Source organism: Stenotrophomonas sp. STEN020 (genome assembly GCF_056760195.1).
The window spans coordinates 1-17,487 of record NZ_JBRREI010000078.1; the positions used below are offsets into that span (position 1 = coordinate 1).

A 17,487-nucleotide genomic window follows, 5' to 3' on the forward strand; every position below is an offset into this window, starting at 1 on the left:
CGCGCCCCGGGGGCGCCGCCTCCGCCCGCCCCCGCCCCTCCCGCCCGCCCCCCCCCAACTACGGCGGCACGGCCGCCGCAACCTCTGCCATGATCCCCACTGACCCACGGGGAGCACCCAATGCAGCTGCATCTTCGAATGACGTTTTGCCTGCTGTTACTGCCCTCCTTGGCGATCGCTCAACCCGGTATTTCAACAGACGAGCGCTACGCCACTCTCGAAAGCAGCGAACTGCAATTGCAGCTGACCTCGGCCTTCGGTGGTCGGGTGCTGTCACTGCAGCGCAAAGGCGAACCCAACTTTCTGCGGGTAGGCGCAGCGGTCGGTACGCAGGCGAATCCAGAGATAAACGCCAGCAGCGGTGACATCGCCTACCTCGGCCATGACGTCTGGGTTGGCCCGCAATCGCAGTGGTGGCTGCACCAGCAGATCAATGCCGAGCGCCGAGCAGCTGCGGCCAATTGGCCGCCGGATCCATGGTTGTCGCTGGCCGCTGCGCAATGGTTGCAGCGCGACGCGGACCTGCTACGTCTGCGCGGTGCGGCCAGCCCGGTGACCGGCATGCAATTGGAAAAGACATTCCGGCTTGATCCAGAGCGTGCCGACACCGTGCAGTTGCAGGTCAGTGCGCAGAACATCCGCGACACGCCGGTCGCCTGGGACCTGTGGTTCAACACCCGTGTCCACCCCGCTACCCGCGTGTTCGTACCGGTCAGCATGGCCAGCGACATCCGTGTCGAAGGCGCGCCCGACCCGGACATGCCGGACCATCGCTTTGAAGACGGCATGCTGGTGCTGCATGCCGGTGCTGGCAGCAGGGGGCCGCGCGGCAAATGGTTTGTGCAGCCCACGGTGGGCTGGATGGCCGGCTTCAACGGCAGCCAGGCATTGATCATCCGCTTTGCCAAACAGCCACGCGCCGCCATCCATCCCGAGCAGGCCCAGGTCGAGTTGTATCTGGATGCCGGCGGTATCGCCGAAGGGCTGCTGGAGATGGAAGTGCATGCGCCTTACCGCGAGCTGCAAGCCGGGGAGCGGATGCAGGCAGCTGAACAATGGACCCTGTTGCAATGGGCGGGTGGTGATGACGTGGCGGCGCAGCGTGGATTCCTGTGCGCGCAGGCGGCGGCGTTGCAGTTGGCGGGTGCTTGTCGGTAGAGCACAGCCCCTGCTGCGCTTGGGGCATTGCCGGTAAAGCTTCTGCCGAGCATGGCTCGGCACTACCCGCTTCTGCCCCCTCCCTTTGCCATAGGCAAGGGGAGGTTTGGGGAGGGGGGGCTTTTCCCGGCTGGCTGAAGGTGATGTTCATCCGCCGCTGTTCCGAGGCTGTCGATTCACACAATTCCGCCTACCATGCTGCGGTCCCCTATCGGCCTGCCTTTCATGCAACGACGCGACTTCCTGCGCAACGCCGCTGCCGCTTTGGCGGCCTTCGGCCTTCCCGCCTTCAGCGCCTGTGCTGCGGGCAAGCCTGAGCAGCTGGGCCTGCGTCGTCTGGGCCAGCCGCAGCCTTTCGACTTCGCCACCCTCAAGGGTCAGGCCCGGGCATTGGCGCAGGCGCCGTACAAGAGCCACAAGCGCACCCTGCCGGGCGCGCTGGAGAAGCTCGACTGGGACCAGTACCAGTCCATCAGCTACCGCCAGGATCATGCGCTGTGGGCTGACCAGCCCGGCAAGTTCCAGGCGAAGTTCTTCCACCTCGGCCTGTACTTCCATTCGCCGGTGCGCATGTTCGATGTGGTCGATGGCAAGGCGCAGGAACTGGCCTATGACGGCGCGGCGTTCAACTACGGCAAGAGCGGCATCCACGATGGCGAGTTGCCGGCAGATCTCGGCTTCGCCGGCTTCCGCCTCAATACCCGCAGCGATACCGATCGCGATTTCGCCGCATTCCTCGGCGCCAGCTACTTCCGCGCGGTAGGCAAGGAAGGGCAGTACGGGCAATCGGCGCGTGGTCTGGCGATCGATACCGGCATGGGCCGTCCGGAAGAGTTCCCGGACTTCATCGCCTACTACCTGGAGCAGCCGTCAGCCGACTCGGACACGCTGGTTGTCTATGGCTTATTGGATTCGCCCAGTGTTGCCGGTGCCTATCGCTTCGCCATCACCAATGGCGATGTGCTGCTGATGGATATCGACAGCGCATTGTACCCGCGCAAGGAAATCGAGCGGCTCGGCATCGCGCCGTGCACCAGCATGTACCAGGTTGGCGAGAACGACCGCCGCATGGATTGGGACTGGCGTCCGGAGATCCACGACACCGACGGCTTGTCGATGTGGAACGGTGCCGGCGAATGGATCTGGCGGCCGCTGTGCAACCCGGCCAACCTGCGCTTCAACATGTTCGTCGACAACAACCCGCGCGGCTTCGGCCTGCTGCAGCGTGACCGCAACTTCGACCATTACCAGGACGATGGCGTGTTCTACGAGAAGCGCCCCTGCCTGTGGATCGAACCGAAGGGGCAATGGGGCGAAGGCTCGGTGCAGTTGGTGGAGATTCCCACTGTCGATGAGACCTTCGACAACATCGTCGCGTTCTGGAACCCCAAGGCCAAGCCGCAGCCGGGCCAGGAATTGCTGGTCGGCTATCGCCTGTACTGGGGCGCCGAGCCGCCAGCACGTCCGCCGCTCGCCCACTGCGTGGCCAGCCGCACCGGCCTGGGCGGCATCATCGGCAAGAAGCGCGAGTATTTCTCTTGGCGTTTCGCGGTGGATTTCGAAGGCGGCGAACTGGCCGGCCTGATCGACAAGGCCGACGTCGAGGCGGTGGTGGAAACCAGCCGTGGCCGCGTGGAAGTGGTATCGGCGCGCCCGCTGCGTGAGATCAAGGGCTACCGCGCCATGTTCGACCTGGTGCCGCCGGAAGGCAGCACCGAGCAGATCGACGTACGTCTCTACCTGCGCAGTGGCGGCAAAACCCTGACCGAAACCTGGTTGTACCAGTACACCCCGCCAGCAGCAGGAGCGCCGGAGCGGACGTTGTATTGAGTACCCGGCGGCATTGCCGTCAGGTTTCGAGTTCCTGGACGCAATGGCCCTGCCCGCACGAGATAATCAATGATGTATGTCGACCAAGATCGCCAAACGCTACAGGTACTACGGCAACGGGCGGTGACCCTTACGTTGCGTGGCTTTTCTGCAGCGCCACAGTGGGTCGCCGCTCTATCCGGTGTGGAAGCGCATGGGCTCGGGTCGGCCGGGCAGGTGCGTCGGCTGGCGCAGGCGCCGTTGAAGCGATCCTATGTCAGCTGGCGCATCTGTCTGCCACCGTCCACATCGATGTTTGCGATGGTTCCCATGATCGTCACCCATCTCGGTGGCGAGGAGAACATCCAACGGGTGTTGCGAGAGGTGGTGCCGGAGTTTGTTGAAGTAGACCTGTTGTTGCCGGTGAAGAATTCACCCGAACAGGAAGGGGGCTTCATCGCGAATCAGGACCTTGCCTGCTTGACCCGCCTGGGGGCTACCCTGGCTTTCAGTTTTTTGTCGCACCTGACTAGCGACAATTTAGAAATGTCGTGAACACCGGGGCGGGTTTGATCCCGCCCCGGGCCGAGATCAGGGCTTGTCGGTAGCCGCAGGAATGCTCATCGCGGGCTTGCCCACTTCCACAGTGCCGCGGCGGATCTTCATCCAGGTCTCGTCCTGCCACTTCTGGTAGAGATCCGGATCCCAGTACTTCTTGTCATAAAGCCGGTCAGCCTTGATGGTGCGCTGCATTCCGCCGTCGTTGTAGACGATATCGACATTGTTCGACATCGAGCCGGTACGGCTGCCTGTCATTGCACGCAGGCCGCGACTCAGTACTGCGGCGATCCGCGGCTTGGCCACGGCATCACCATATTCTGCTGCGATCTGTCGGGCCTGGGTACGGGCTACCTCCTGCTGTTCCAGCGGCAGGGCTGCCCAATACTGGTCCCTCAGCTCGACGAACAAGGGGTACCCGCGTTCGGCGGCGACATCCATCCAGGCAAATGCCATGACCCGATCTGCAGGGCGTTCCACACCGAACCAGTACATTTCGGCCAAGTAGCCCTGCGCCGGCTTGTCCGCATAGCGCGCGGAGAGCCGGAAGTTCTCCATCGCGCTATCGACCTCACCGCGATGCAGTGCGTTTACCCCCCACTGCCGGTACATCATGTCCGGATGACCATCCAGGAATCCGGCGTTGAGTAAGGGGCCGTCTTCTTGTGGCGGTGTTTCGGCTGCGACAGCGGGCAGACAAAGTGGCAACAGCAGGATGATGAATAGATAGCGGAACATGGTGGGCATCATTCTTCCTTGGAGATGTTCGCAGCCTAAGGCGGCACCGGGGCTAATGTAAATCCGCCGCTACAACGGCAGCGGCGCCTGCATCGGATCAATCCGCCCCTCACCGCGGGTGATCTTCTTGAACTCGGCGCGGCTCACCGACACATAGCGGTCATTGCCGCCGATCTCCACCTGCGGGCCGTCCTGCACGGCAAATCCGTTCTCGTCCACGCGCACGGTCATCGTCGCCTTCTTGCCGCTGTGGCAGATGGTCTTGATCTCCTGCATCTCGTCGGCCCAGGCCAGCAGGTATTGGCTGCCTTCGAACAGTTCGCCACGGAAATCGGTACGCAGCCCGTAACACAAGGCGGGAATGCGCAGCTGATCGACAACCTCGGACAGCTGCCAGACCTGCGACTTGCTCAGGAACTGGGCCTCATCCACCAGCACGCAGCCGAGCTTGCCGTGGGCGGCGATGTTCTGCTGGATCAGCTTCTCCAGGTCGGTATCGCGTTCGAAGGTGGTCGCCTGCGCCTGCAGTCCGATCCGCGAGGCGACCACACCGGTGCCAGCGCGGTCGTCCAGGTGCGGGGTCAGCAGGGCAACCCGCATGCCGCGCTCGCGGTAATTGTGCGCGGACTGCAGCATGGTGGTGGTCTTGCCGGCGTTCATCGCCGAATAGTAGAAATAGAGCTTGGCCATGCCCCATTTTACCGCGCCAGCCGGCGCTCACGGGCGATGGCTTACACTGCCTGCCTGCGACTGAAACCACCCCATGCTGGACTCCCTCAATCCCCCCCAACGCGCGGCGGCTGTGCACGCCGAAGGTCCTCTGCTGGTGCTGGCTGGTGCCGGCAGCGGCAAGACGCGTGTGATCGTCGAGAAAATCGCCCATCTGATCGGTATCCGCCGCTATAGCGCGCGCCGTATCGCCGCGATCACCTTCACCAACAAGTCGGCCAAGGAAATGCGCGAGCGTGTGGCCAAGCGCCTGCGCGCCGAGGACGCGGCCGAAGTCACCATCTGCACCTTCCATGCCTTGGGCCTGAAGTTCCTGCAGATCGAACATGAACAGGTGGGCCTGAAGCGCAACTTCTCCATCTTCGATGCCGATGATGCCGGCGCGCAGATCAAGGATCTGCTGGGCGGCAGCAATGCCAAGCCTGACGATATCGAGGACATGAAGAACCTGATCTCGCGGGCCAAGAACTCCGGGCTGTCGCCCGAGCAGGCGATGGCGGCGGCGCGCAGCAACCGCGAGAAGGACGCGGCGATGGTCTACGAGCTGTACCAGACCCGCCTGACCTCGTTCAACGCGGTGGATTTCGATGACCTGATCCGCCTGCCGGTGCAGGTGCTGGAAGAACACCCTGATATCGCCCTGGCCTGGCGCGAGCGCATCGGCTACCTGTTGGTCGACGAATGCCAGGATACCAACGACGCCCAGTACCGGTTGCTCAAGCAGCTGGCCGGGCCCGCCGGCAACTTCACCTGTGTGGGCGATGACGATCAGTCGATCTATGCCTGGCGCGGCGCCAATCCCGAAAATCTGCAGCAGATGGGCGTGGATTACCCCGCACTGCAGATCATCAAGCTGGAACAGAATTACCGCTGCTCCAACCGGGTGCTGCGCGCGGCCAATGCCTTGATCGCGCACAACCCGCACGAGCATCTGAAGACCTTGTGGTCGGATCAGGCCGACGGTGAGCGCATCCGCGTCTGGGAATGCCGCAACAGTGAACATGAGGCGGAGAAAGTCGCCTCGGAGATCCACTTCCTCGCCACCAACCGCAAGATTCCGTGGAGCGATTTCTGCATCCTGTTCCGCGGTAATTTCCAGTCGCGGCCACTGGAAAAAGCGATGCAGCTGGTTGGCGTGCCGTACCACCTCAACGGTGGCACGGTGTTCCTGGAACGGCAGGAAGTGAAGGACACGTTGGCCTGGTTGCGATTGATCGTGAATCCGGACGACGACACCGCCTTCATGCGCGCGGTGCAGTCGCCCAAGCGCGATGTCGGCGCAAGCACGTTGGCCAAGCTGGCCGAATTGGCGTCGGAGAAAGACATTCCGATGGCGCAGGCCGCCGAGAGCATGGGCGCGCTTGCGCAGCTTACCCCGCGTGCGGCCAATAGCTTGAGCAAGTTCACCGACATCCTGCGCGCGCTGCGGCTGGATATGCGTGGCATGAGCTCAGGCGATCTGGTGCGGCGTGTGTCCAAGGATTCGGGCATGTTGGCCGAACTGCGGAATGCGGCCAAGGACACTGCCGGCTACGAGCGTCGCGCAAACAATCTGGAAGAACTGGCTTCGTGGTTCGAGAGCGGCCCGCGCGGCGCCAGCGCCGCCGACATGGCCGCGCAGCTGGCGCTGATTTCGCGTAACGACAAGGACGACGGCGGCAACCAGGTGCGGATGATGACCCTGCATGCGTCCAAGGGCCTGGAGTTTCCGTACGTGTTCATCGTTGGCTGCGAGGACGGCGTGCTGCCGCATCAGGTCAGCCTGGATGAAGGCAATCTGCAGGAAGAGCGGCGCTTGCTGTACGTGGGCATCACCCGCGCCAAGATCCAGTTGTGGATGAGCTTCAGTCGTTTGACGCGCAAGTTTGGCGAGCACATCCGACTCAAGCCGAGTCGTTTTTTCGACGAGATTCCGGCCGGCGAAATCCAGCGCGATGGTGCGGACCCGGTTGCCGATGCCGCGCACAAACAGGAGCGGGCCAAGGCCGGATTGGCAGCGATTCAAGCGCTGTTTGATTGATGCTTGTCTCCTCCCCTTTGGCGCAGCCTAGGGGAAGGCCGGGAGGGGGTAGCTTTGGCACCGGGTTTTGCGCTTTGATTGGGGCGCCCCTCAGCCCTCCCTTGGCCAAAGGAGACGGCGGTAGTGCCGAGCCATGCTCGGCAGGGGCTTTACCGGCAAAAACCAAAATCACCCCTCCCCAGCCCTCCCCTCTGCTACGCAGAAGGGAGGGGGCAGAAGCGCCGAGTCCACCATGCCCCTGATCCAGACCGAACGCCTGCAACTGCGCCTGCTGCGCGATGACGACGGCGATGCCGCCGCGATGCTGCAATTGCTCAACGAACCGGGCTTTCACCAATTCATCGGTGATCGCGGCGTTCGCACCGTAGAGGAAGCACGCGAATACGTGCGCAAGCACACCTTCGGCAGCTATGCCGCGCATGGCTTCGGCATGTATGCGATTGAACGCCGTAGCGACGGCGCCTGGGTGGGCAATGCCGGTCTGGTGCGGCGACCGGGCCTGCCCAGTGCCGATGTCGGCTACGCCTTGCTATCGCCCTACACGGGCCAAGGCTATGCGCGCGAAGCGGTGCAGGGCGTACTCGATTACGCCCGCAACACGCTGGGCTTGGGCGAACTGCGTGCGATCGTGTCGCAGGGCAACGCACGCTCGGTCGCCTTGCTGGAAAAGCTCGGCTTCGACGATGGCGGTACGGTGGTGCTGCCTGGCGAGGACGAACAGCTGCTGCTGTTCGTCAACACGCCAAAAGACTGAGCCGGCTCAGCCGCCCAGCTGCTCCTGCAACGCTGCCAGTTGTTCCTGCAGGGCAGCGACGGTGGCTTCCAGCTGCTGCACCCGTTCTTCCAAGGCGCTGTTGTCGACGGTGGCGGCAGAACCCGACGGCGCACGGTACTGCGCCGCCAGTGCATCCACATCAACTGCGCCACACAGCAGGTGCATGAAGCGGTCTTCGCGTTGGCCGGAGCCGCGCGGCAGCTGCACAACCAAGCCACGCTGCTGCAGGCGTTCCAACTGGTGGCGCAGGTCGGCGGCATCGGCGAACTTGGCCAAGCGCTCACTGCGGGTGGTCAGCTCACCGGCGGTTTGCGGGCCGCGCAGCAGCAGCAAGCCGAGCAGAGCGACCTGCTGCCGCGGCAGGTCGAGCTTGGGGCCGGTCAGGTGTTCGTAGCGGTCGGCGCGCGAGGCGAAGTGCTGGCGCACCAGGCCCAGTGTCTCCAACTGGCGCAGTGCGTGCTGCACCTTGCCGGGGTCCAGATTCATCACCGGCTCGCGCGCGGTCTTCTGGTTGGCGGCCACCTGGGCGGCATTGACCGTCAGCGGGTAGGTATCCGGGGTTGTGGCCTCTTTCTCGATCAGGCAGCCCAGCACGCGCGCCTGGGCGGCGTCGAGGATAGGGAAATCGGGGGTCTGGCTGGCGTCGGTCACGGTCCGGGCTCTGGTCTTGCTAGGGGGCGCAAGCATAGCTGAGTGCGGAAATTGCGGCTAAAACCGAGGTCAGAGTGAGATTTCGTTCCGAAACCCCACTCTGGCCCCGGTTTCAGCTCCTGCTTCAGCCCGGCAAGGCGGGCAAAGCAGGGAGCCGGTAAACTTGCGCGGTTTTCAAAGATTCCCGGTAGTTGCCATGTCCCGATTCCCCGCCCTTACCCTGCTGGCCGGCACCGTGCTGTCGCTGGCTGCCTGCAGCTCGACCGCGCCGCTTAGCCGCGTTTCGCCGGCCCCGGCCGACGCCGTCGTAGCTCCGGCCAATGCCCCCAACGACAACCTCAATGCCGTGCTGTGGGTGCAGCGTTCGCAGGAATATCGGGCCAGCGCGCTGCAGACCTGGAAGCTGGCCGGCGCACAGCTTGATGCGGCGCTTGCCGATGGCAGCTGGACCGCGCTGTTGCCGGAAGAAGGCGGCAAGCACCAGTCGGCCAAGTTGAAGCCGGCGGTGGTGGTGGACGTGGACGAGACCGTGCTCGACAACTCGCCTTACCAGGCGCGTTTGGTGCGCGACGGCAGCAGCTACAGCGACGCCACCTGGGAGGCTTGGGTGGATGAGCGCAAGGCGCAGCCGGTACCCGGCGCGGTGCAGTTCGCGCAGGCCGCCGCCGCCAAGGGCGTGACCATGATCTACATCAGCAACCGCACCGCGGCGATGAAGGGCGCCACCATCGCCAACCTGCGTCAGGTTGGCTTCCCGGTCGCCGATGACAGCGTCTATCTGGGCCTGGGCACGCCGGTGCCGGGCTGCACCGAACACGGCAGCGAGAAGGGTTGCCGTCGCCAGCTGGTGGCGCAGAGCTACCGCGTGCTGATGCAGGTGGGCGACCAGTTCACCGATTTCCTGCAGGTCGAGGACAACAGCCTGGCCGCGCGCGACCAGCTGCTGGACAAGTACCAGGGCTGGATCGGCTCGCGCTGGTGGATCCTGTCCAACCCCACCTATGGTGGCTGGGAAGGTGCGGCCATCAACAATGCCTGGTCGCTGCCGGCGGACCTGCGCAACGGGGCAAAGCGTGAAGCGTTGGAGGTGGCCCGATGAGCCGCGCACCGCTGCCGCTGCGTAACGACGAACGCCTGATCTTCGCCCTCGATGTGCCCGGCAAGGCCGAAGCCATCGAGTGGGTGGACAAGCTTGGCGATGCAGTGTCGTTCTACAAGATCGGCATGGAGCTGCTGGCCTCGGGCGAATACTTCGACGTGCTCGACGAACTGGCCAAGCGCGACAAGCGCGTGTTCGTCGACCTGAAATTCTTCGACATCCCGGCCACCATTGCCGGCGTGATCAAGCGCCTGTCGCAGTGGCCGGTGAGCTACTGCACCATCCACGGCTGGCATCCCGGCATGATGGAAGCCGCTGCAGCCGCCAACAGCTCGGAGATGCGCCTGCTGGCGGTGACCGTGCTGACCTCGATGGGGCGGCCGGATCTTGCGCAGATGGGCATCGACCGCGAACCCGTCGACGTGGTGGTGGAACGCGCATTGGCCGCGCAGCGTGCCGGTATCGACGGCGTGATCGCTTCCGGCCAGGAGGCCGCGCCGATCCGCGCCGCTACCGGTCAGGGTTTCTCCATCGTTTGCCCAGGTATCCGCCCCGGTGGGCCGGTGGGCGATGACCAGCAGCGCACCGTGGGCGTGGCCCAGGCCTTTGCTGACGGCGCTGACGCGATTGTCGTCGGCCGACCGATCCGTCTGGCAGCCGATCCGCGCGCTGCAGCACTGGCAATGCAGCTTGAAATTGCCGCGTCGTTCAAGTGAAATCAATGACTTATCGCATTGTTCATGAAGTGTTGCATTAACTGAAGCCGGCGCGTAGGCTACGTCTCGTCCGGCTCTGCCGGCGATGCGTCAAACATGTCTACCGGCTTCACGTCGGTTTGAGGGGTCTGTCACCGGCAACGGGGCGGCCTCTTTTTTTATTCCGGGATCGGGAAATCGAGAAAGGCGCTGCCGGGGCTACTGCCCACATCTGAGCTGCCCTTCGGCGCCGTGACGGCCGTGCTTGCTGCTGTCACCGGGCAGGCATCAAGATGCTTGGCCCACGGGGAGGATAGCCGCCGCCATGCAACGCCGTTCACTACGCAGCTGTCAGAACATCGTATTGGCTTCGGTCTGCCTTGTAGTTCTGTTGGCCGCCTGCAAGCGCAACGCTGAGCCCTTGCCGGGCGCCGCCACCGAGCCGGCCGCGGCGGTACGCCAGCTGACCCAGCACCTGCGCAACAACGACCTGGTCGGCTATGCCCGCGCTGCGGTGCCACCGGCCCAGTACGCCGAACTGGAAGCCGCCTGGGCGCAGGGCCATAGCCGCTGGCCGCTGACCGAGCTGCCCTTGGACGAAAAGCTGCCCGCACTGCTGGCCACGCTGTCGGAGCAGGATGCCGAGCGCAAACTGCAGCGCGCCTTCAAGGCGCAGCTGGAGGGCCAGACCGCCGCGGTGCGGCAGGCCGCGCATTCGCTGGGTCTGTTCGGCGTGCAGTACATCAGCCACCAAGGTGACTACAACGCAGCAGAACGTGCGCATTACGTGCAGCTGGTCACCGCGCTCAGCGACTGGGCCCAGGCCGCACCGCTGCCGGACCCCAAGCTGGCGCAGACCTCGATTGCCACCCTCACGGCTGCCGCCCGCGCCACCGGCCTGGTCAGTGAGCAGGCCTTCCAGCAGGCCGGCATGACCGGCAGCTTGCAGAAGCTCGGCCCGTTCGCAGCGGCCAGCAAGCAGGTACTGGCAGCCTATGGCCTGAAGCTGGATGAAAGCGTGGATCAGATGCGTACCGGCCTGGTCTCGCAGGATGGCGACCGTGCAACCGTTCGCGTGCAGTACCCGCTGGCAGGCAAGCAGCTGGACCTTGAGGTGGCCTTGGTCCGGCATGACAAACGCTGGTATCTGGCACGTACGCTCAGCGATGTGGACGCGGTGCTGGTGGCCGCGCGCGCGGCCGAACAGGCCAAGGCCGATGCCCTGCAGGCGGCCGAAGTCCCAGATCCGGAAACAGCAGACAACGCCGCAGCGGCGGCTAAGCCATAATGGCGCCGATGTCGAAACAGAAATCCCAGCCCGATCAGGGTGAACTGCTGCCGCCGGACGACGCCAACGCGACGCCCGCCACTCCTGCTGCCATCGTGCCGGGCGCTTCCGCGCGCCCGTCGCCTGCGGCCCGTGCTGCGCGTCGCCCGCTGTGGTCGCGCCTGCTGGGCAAGCTGATCGAGCCCTGGTTGGGCCTGAAGATCGAGCCCGAGCAACCCGGCGACTACAACGACGGCCGCCCGGTGGTGTACGTGCTGGAGGACTACGGTCTGTCCAACGCGCTGATCCTGGACAAGGCCTGCCGCGATGCCGGCCTGCCTTCGCCGCTGGTGCCGCTGGCCGGTGACCCGACCGGGCGCAAGCGCGCCTACGTAGCGCTGTCACGCCGCTCCAGCAACAACATGCTGCTGCCCGAGCAGCGTGGCGCCAAGACCCATTCCGATTCGCTGGCCAAGCTGCTGCAGGCGCACCGCGCCAACCCGGGCCTGGACGTACATCTGGTGCCGGTGTCGATCTTCGTCGGCCGCGCCCCGGACAAGCAGAGCGGCTGGTTCGCGGTGCTGTTCTCGGAAAACTGGGCGTTGGTCGGGCGCTTCCGCCGCTTGCTGGCGATCCTGCTCAACGGCCGCGACACCATCGTCCGCTTCGCCCCGCCGGTATCGCTGCGCGGCACCGTCGACGAAGGCCTGGAGCCCGAGCGCACCGTACGCAAGCTGCAGCGCGTGCTGCGCACCCACTTCCGTCGCATCCGCGAATCGATCATCGGCCCGGATCTTTCCACCCGCCGCCTGCTGGTGGACAAGGTGCTGGAAGCCGATTCGGTGCGCGAAGCCATCGCTGTGCAGGCCAAACGCGACAACTCCAAGACCACCGACGCCTGGAAGAAGGCGCAGGGCTATGCCTGGGAAATCGCTGCCGACTATTCCACCCCGGTGGTGCGCTCGGCCAGCTTCATGCTCAGCCACGTCTGGAACCGCATCTATGCCGGCGTGCTGGTGCATCACCTGGACAAGTTCAAGGAAGCCGCGCCTGGCCACGAAATCATCTACGTGCCCAGCCATCGCAGCCACATGGACTACCTGCTGCTGAGCTACCTGCTGTACGACCGCGGCATCGTGCCGCCGCACATCGTGGCCGGCATCAACCTCAACCTGCCGGTGGTCGGCACGCTGCTGCGCAAGGGCGGCGCGTTTTTCATCCGCCGCTCGATCAAGGGCAACGCGCTGTACTCGGCGGTGCTCAGCGAGTACGTTGCGCAGCTGGTGGCTGGCGGCTATTCGATCGAATACTTCGTTGAAGGCGGTCGCTCGCGTACCGGTCGTCTGCTGCAGCCCAAGGGCGGCATGATCTCGATGACGCTGCGCGCCTTCCTGCGCCAGCCGCGCAAGCCGGTGCTGTTCCAGCCCATCTACGTCGGCTACGAAAAGCTGATGGAGGGCAACAGCTACCTTGACGAGCTCACTGGCCGGCCGAAGGAAAAGGAATCGATCTGGGCGCTGTTGTGGGGCATCCCCAAGGTGCTCAAGCAGAACTACGGCCAGGTGGTGGTGAACTTCGGTGAGCCGATCGCCTTGAACGACGTGCTGGCCAGGATGGCGCCCGAATGGGACGGCCAACCGGTGCCCGAAGACGAGAAGCCGGGTTGGCTGGCCGGCACCGTCGATGTGCTCGCCGAGCAGATCCAGGAACGCATCAACGCTGCTGCCGACGTCAACCCGATCAACCTGCTGGCGCTGGCGCTGCTGTCCACGCCCAAGCACGCGATGGGCGAGGCCGACCTGATCGCGCAGATCGAGCTGTGCAAGAAGCTGCTGGTGGAAATGCCGTACTCCGACCGGGTCACGGTCACCCCGCATTCGCCCGAGCGCATCATTGCCCACGCCGAGGAAATCAACGTCCTCACCCGCATCAAGCACCCGCTTGGCGATGTGCTCAGTGTCAGTGGCGACACCGCGGTGTTGTTGAGCTATTTCCGCAACAACGTGCTGCACCTGTTCACCGCATCGTCGTGGGTGGCGTGCTGCTTCCAGAACAACCGCCGCATGAGCCGTGGTGGCCTGCTGCGCCTGGGTCGCGGCCTGTACCCGTTCCTGCAGGCGGAGTTGTTCCTGCCCTGGACCGAGGACGAATTCGCCGCGCGCATCGACCAGACCATCGACGTATTCGTGCGTGAAGGCCTGATGCAGCACGTGGGCGAAGACGATGGCGGCATGCTCGCGCGCAGCACCGGCCAGACCGACGAAGTATTCCGTCTGCGCGCGATTGGTCACTCGCTGCAACAGGCGTTCGAGCGCTATTACATCGCCATCTCGGTGCTGGTGAAGAACGGCCCGGGCACGCTCGGCGCTGGTGAACTGGAAAGCCTGTGCCAACAGGCTGCACAGCGCCTGAGCCTGCTGTACGCACCGGCCGCACCGGAGTTCTTCGACAAGACCCTGTTCCGTGGCTTCATCCAGAAGATGCGCGAACTGCGCCTGGTCTGGCCGGACCAGAACAGCAAGCTGCTGTTCGACGAGCGCCTGGATGCCTGGGCCAAGGACGCCAAGTTCATCCTCGGCCGCGAACTGCGCCACACCATCGAGCGAGTGAGCCCGGAAGCGGTGAAGCCGGACGTGCCGCCAGCAGCTTGATGGGTGCCCTGTAGAGCGGAGCCATGCTCCGCTGGGGCTCTACCGGTAAAGCCTCTGCCGAGCATGGCTCGGCACTACCCGGTTGTTGAGCCCCGTTCAGGCTGGCTCGTTCGGGATCAGCATGCTTTCCAGCTTGGTGATGCAGTCGCGCAGCTGCAGCTTGCGCCTCTTCAGCCGCTTGGCCTCCAGATCGTCGTCCGGGTTGGCGGCCAGGCGCGCGATGTCTTCGTCCAGGCTGCGGTGTTCGGCGCGCAGGACGGCGATGCGTTGGCTGATCTGCTCGGGGGTCATGGTCTCCACGGGGATCGAGCATACACGTTGCCGCTGGCCACGTGAGGGACGCCGCCACCCGGTAGAATGGGCGGATGAGCGCTGTCATTTCCCTGCCCGATCCCGCCCCGCGGGCCCGTGATCCGCACGTGGCCGAACGTGAACACCAGAAACTCGGCAAACGCCTGCGTCACCAGGTAGGCCAGGCCATTGCCGACTTCGGCATGATCGAGGCCAGTGACAAGGTGATGGTCTGCCTGTCCGGCGGCAAGGACAGCTATACCTTGCTGGACATCCTATTGCAGCTGCAGAAGAAGGCGCCGGTGCCGTTCGAGCTGGTGGCGGTGAACCTGGACCAGAAGCAGCCCGGTTTCCCCGAGCATGTGCTGCCTGAATACCTGGCCTCGGTCGGCGTGCCGTACCACATCATCGAACAGGACACGTATTCGGTGGTGAGCCGGGTGATCCCGGAAGGCAAGACCATGTGTTCGCTGTGCTCGCGCATGCGCCGTGGCTCGCTGTACACCTATGCCGAAGCCAATGGCTTCACCAAGATCGCGCTGGGTCATCACCGCGATGACATGGTGGCTACGTTCTTCATGAACCTGTTCCACCATTCCAAGATTTCCGGCATGCCGCCCAAGCTGCGCAGCGACGACGGCAAGCATGTGGTGATTCGCCCGCTGGCCTATGTGCGCGAAGCGGACATCATCGAGTACGCCAATACCCGCCAGTTCCCGATCATTCCGTGCAATCTGTGCGGCAGCCAGGAAAACCTGCAGCGCAAGCAGGTCGGTCTGATGATGAAGCAGTGGGAAAAGGACACGCCCGGTCGCATCGAGCAGATCTCGCGCGCGTTGGGCGATATCCGCCCCTCGCAGCTGGCTGATCCCAAGCTGTTTGACTTCATGGCGCTGGGTCGCCGTGAAGACGCGCCGCAGTCTGATGCGCAGGCGTGGCTGGACGGCGAAGACCAGAGTGCACGGAGTGGTAGCGTCTGACCTCCGGCACCACTCCAACTCCCTGGTGGCATGGCTTGCCCATTCCCCTATCCCGATTCCCTATTCCCGGCTCCTAATTCATGTTTTTCAAGAACCTCACGCTGTTCCGTTTCCCGACCTCCATTGATTTCTCCGACGTCGACACGCTGCTGCCGCAGGTGGTGCTCAAGCCGGTCGGCGCGCTGGAAATGACCTCGCGCGGCTTCATCTCGCCGTTCGGCCGTGAAGAAAAAATCCAGTTCTCGCACCGCATCGGCGATGCGCTGTGGCTGACCGTCGGTGGCGAAGATAAGATCCTGCCGAGTGTGGTGGTCAACGATCTGCTGCAGCGCAAGCTGGAAGAGATTGAGGAGAAGGAAGGCCGCAAGCCCGGCGGCCGTGAGCGCAAGCGCCTGAAGGACGACCTGCTGCACGAGCTGCTGCCGCGTGCCTTCGTCAAAAGCTCGCGTACCGATGCTTTCCTCGACCTGCAGCACGGTTATGTCGCCGTTGACAGTTCCAGCCGCAAGACCGGCGAGAACGTGATGAGCGACATCCGCGGCATGCTCGGCAGCTTCCCGGCGATGCCGCTGAACGCCGAAGTCGCACCGCGTGCCATCCTGACCGCGTGGATCGCTGGCGAACCGCTGCCCGAAGGCCTGAGCCTGGGCGAAGAATGCGAGATGAAGGACCCGGCCGAAGGCGGCGCGGTGGTCAAGTGCCAGCACCAGGAACTGCGCTGCGACGAGATCGACAAGCATCTGGACGCCGGTAAGCAGGTCACCAAGCTGGCGCTGATCTTCGAGGACAACCTGTCCTTCGTGCTCGGCGACGACCTGATCGTGCGCAAGCTGAAATTCCTCGATGGCGCGCTGGACCAGCTCGAGCACATCGACGAAGAAGGCCGCCGCGCCGAACTGGATGCCCGTTTTGCCCTGCAGAGCGGCGAAATCCGTCGACTGTTCCTGCTGTTGGAGCAGGCATTCAAGCTGAGCAAGGCTGATAGCTGAACCCGTTGCTGGCCTACCCGGTTTCGTAACCGGGTAGGGACTATGCTGGGCTTATGGTTAGTCTGCTTCGCCGTCTGATGACCCCCGCCGCGCCGGTGATCCAGCGCGACACGGTGCGCCTGCGTCTGGACGATGCCGAGATCGAAGTACTGCGCGTGCGTGATCCGCGCGCACGTCGGCTCAAACTCAGCGTGGACGAACGCGGCGCACGGCTGACCTTGCCGCTGCGCGCGAGTCTGGTTTCCGGCGAGCGTTTCCTGCAGGCCAACCGGCAATGGTTGCAGCAGCAGTTGGCGCGGCTGGGCGGCGATGGCTTGTTGGCACCGGCGTTGCGCCTGCGCGAGCCCGGTGTGCTGCCGTTGCGCGGCGAGTTGTTGCCGGTGCAGTGGCAGGAAGGGCGGTTTACCCGCATCGAGGCGGATGCTGGAGTAGTGACTATCCAGCTGCCTGCGCGTGCCGGGGAACCAGCGTTGCGGCGCGCGCTTCGTGAATTCTATGAAATGCAGGTGCGTGCCGATGTCGGCCAGTGGTTGCCACGTTATCTGCCGGGTTTGGCGCGTGCGCCATCGCGGTTGCGGCCCAAAGTGATGTCCTCGCAATGGGGTTCACTGGCACCGGATGGTTCGATGGCCCTGGATCTGGCCTTGGTGTTGGCGCGGCCGTCTGCGTTTGAATACGTGCTGGTGCACGAGCTGTGTCACCTGCTGCAGGCCAACCACTCGCCGGCATTCTGGGCGGAAGTGGAAGCGCGCTTTCCTGAGTGGCGTGATGAGCGCGATTACCTGCGTGAGGAAGGCCGTCGCTTGAAAAGCACTCTGCATCAGCTGCTGCGGGCGCAGGGTTAAAGGCCACTGTAGTGCCGAACCATGCTCGGCAGGGGCTTTACCGGCAAGATCAAAAGCGTCCCCTCATCCCAACCCTTCTCCCGCAAGCGGGAGAAGGGCTAAGGCAGTAGCAACGGCAAGCGCCAAAAGCCAAAAGCCAAAAGCCAAAAGCCAAAAGCCAAAAGCCAAAAGCCAAAAGCCAAAAGCCAAAAGCCAAAAGCCAAAAGCCAAAAGCCAAAAGCCAAAAGCCAAA

16 protein-coding genes are annotated in these 17,487 nt (G+C 64.1%); 12 read left to right on the forward strand and 4 right to left on the reverse strand.

All coding sequences use genetic code 11. From position 1 onward, the window contains the following. The first annotated feature begins 138 nt into the window (after positions 1 to 138). The 3 genes from ACVOLZ_RS20700 (at position 139) to ACVOLZ_RS20710 (ending at position 3,522) form a co-directional block, all read left to right on the forward strand. Entirely contained in the window at positions 139 to 1,158 is a 1,020-nt protein-coding gene (locus ACVOLZ_RS20700; protein WP_481517775.1) for a DUF4380 domain-containing protein, read from the forward strand. Positions 1,159 to 1,383: 225 nt separating this feature from the next. Then, positions 1,384 to 2,988: an OpgD/OpgG family glucan biosynthesis protein gene (locus tag ACVOLZ_RS20705; RefSeq protein WP_481517787.1), complete on the forward strand. Its 1,605-nt coding sequence runs from the start codon at positions 1,384 to 1,386 to the stop codon at positions 2,986 to 2,988. A 69-nt stretch (positions 2,989 to 3,057) separates the two neighbouring features. Next, positions 3,058 to 3,522 carry a hypothetical protein gene (locus ACVOLZ_RS20710; RefSeq protein ID WP_481517776.1) on the forward strand — a complete coding sequence of 155 codons (465 nt, stop codon included), beginning with the start codon at positions 3,058 to 3,060 and terminating at the stop codon, positions 3,520 to 3,522. A 36-nt stretch (positions 3,523 to 3,558) separates the two neighbouring features. Here the strand turns inward: ACVOLZ_RS20710 and ACVOLZ_RS20715 are convergent, their stop codons facing one another. Next, positions 3,559 to 4,272 (reverse strand): sel1 repeat family protein, encoded by a 714-nt coding sequence (locus tag ACVOLZ_RS20715; protein ID WP_481517777.1) that lies wholly within the window; start codon positions 4,270 to 4,272, stop codon positions 3,559 to 3,561. 60 nt (positions 4,273 to 4,332) lie between these two features. After that, positions 4,333 to 4,953 (reverse strand): thymidine kinase, encoded by a 621-nt coding sequence (locus ACVOLZ_RS20720; RefSeq protein WP_481517778.1) that lies wholly within the window; start codon positions 4,951 to 4,953, stop codon positions 4,333 to 4,335. 76 nt (positions 4,954 to 5,029) lie between these two features. On the opposite strand from ACVOLZ_RS20720, the gene ACVOLZ_RS20725 reads away from it, so the two are divergent. Together ACVOLZ_RS20725 and ACVOLZ_RS20730 are read left to right on the forward strand one after the other, a co-directional pair. Next, the gene (locus ACVOLZ_RS20725; protein WP_481517788.1) at positions 5,030 to 7,012 is read left to right on the forward strand and encodes a UvrD-helicase domain-containing protein; all 1,983 of its coding nucleotides are present in this window, start codon (positions 5,030 to 5,032) and stop codon (positions 7,010 to 7,012) included. Between the two features lie 232 nt (positions 7,013 to 7,244). Next, a complete protein-coding gene (locus ACVOLZ_RS20730; RefSeq protein WP_481517779.1) occupies positions 7,245 to 7,766 on the forward strand; it encodes a GNAT family N-acetyltransferase in 522 nt (173 codons plus the stop codon). Positions 7,767 to 7,772: 6 nt separating this feature from the next. Here ACVOLZ_RS20730 and ACVOLZ_RS20735 read toward each other — a convergent pair whose 3' ends face one another. Beyond that, complete coding sequence (locus ACVOLZ_RS20735) at positions 7,773 to 8,438, reverse strand: YceH family protein (protein ID WP_481517780.1); 666 nt, start codon at positions 8,436 to 8,438, stop codon at positions 7,773 to 7,775. Between the two features lie 196 nt (positions 8,439 to 8,634). Between ACVOLZ_RS20735 and ACVOLZ_RS20740 the strand changes: the two genes are divergently transcribed. The 4 genes from ACVOLZ_RS20740 to plsB all read left to right on the forward strand — a co-directional run bounded on the left by ACVOLZ_RS20740 (position 8,635) and on the right by plsB (position 14,150). After that, entirely contained in the window at positions 8,635 to 9,537 is a 903-nt protein-coding gene (locus ACVOLZ_RS20740) for a 5'-nucleotidase, lipoprotein e(P4) family (RefSeq protein WP_481517781.1), read from the forward strand. Continuing rightward, the gene (pyrF, locus tag ACVOLZ_RS20745) at positions 9,534 to 10,253 is read left to right on the forward strand and encodes an orotidine-5'-phosphate decarboxylase (protein WP_481517782.1); all 720 of its coding nucleotides are present in this window, start codon (positions 9,534 to 9,536) and stop codon (positions 10,251 to 10,253) included. The genes ACVOLZ_RS20740 and pyrF overlap by 4 nt, the downstream gene beginning before the upstream one ends. Before the next feature lie 304 nt (positions 10,254 to 10,557). Then, on the forward strand, positions 10,558 to 11,520 hold the full coding sequence (locus ACVOLZ_RS20750) for a hypothetical protein (RefSeq protein WP_481517783.1): 963 nt from the start codon (positions 10,558 to 10,560) through the stop codon (positions 11,518 to 11,520). A gap of 8 nt (positions 11,521 to 11,528) precedes the next feature. Further along, positions 11,529 to 14,150, forward strand: a complete 2,622-nt coding sequence (plsB, locus tag ACVOLZ_RS20755) for a glycerol-3-phosphate 1-O-acyltransferase PlsB (RefSeq protein WP_481517784.1) — start codon at positions 11,529 to 11,531, stop codon at positions 14,148 to 14,150. Between the two features lie 96 nt (positions 14,151 to 14,246). Here the strand turns inward: plsB and ACVOLZ_RS20760 are convergent, their stop codons facing one another. Further along, complete coding sequence (locus ACVOLZ_RS20760; protein ID WP_405051637.1) at positions 14,247 to 14,441, reverse strand: YdcH family protein; 195 nt, start codon at positions 14,439 to 14,441, stop codon at positions 14,247 to 14,249. A 74-nt stretch (positions 14,442 to 14,515) separates the two neighbouring features. Here ACVOLZ_RS20760 and ttcA point away from each other — a divergent pair, with 74 nt between their 5' ends. The 3 genes from ttcA to ACVOLZ_RS20775 all read left to right on the forward strand — a co-directional run bounded on the left by ttcA (position 14,516) and on the right by ACVOLZ_RS20775 (position 17,255). Further along, entirely contained in the window at positions 14,516 to 15,421 is a 906-nt protein-coding gene (gene ttcA, locus ACVOLZ_RS20765) for a tRNA 2-thiocytidine(32) synthetase TtcA (RefSeq protein ID WP_481517785.1), read from the forward strand. Between the two features lie 80 nt (positions 15,422 to 15,501). Next, positions 15,502 to 16,410: a recombination-associated protein RdgC gene (locus ACVOLZ_RS20770; RefSeq protein WP_282269426.1), complete on the forward strand. Its 909-nt coding sequence runs from the start codon at positions 15,502 to 15,504 to the stop codon at positions 16,408 to 16,410. Positions 16,411 to 16,463: 53 nt separating this feature from the next. Then, positions 16,464 to 17,255, forward strand: a complete 792-nt coding sequence (locus ACVOLZ_RS20775; RefSeq protein WP_481517786.1) for a M48 family metallopeptidase — start codon at positions 16,464 to 16,466, stop codon at positions 17,253 to 17,255. Positions 17,256 to 17,487 lie beyond the last annotated feature (232 nt).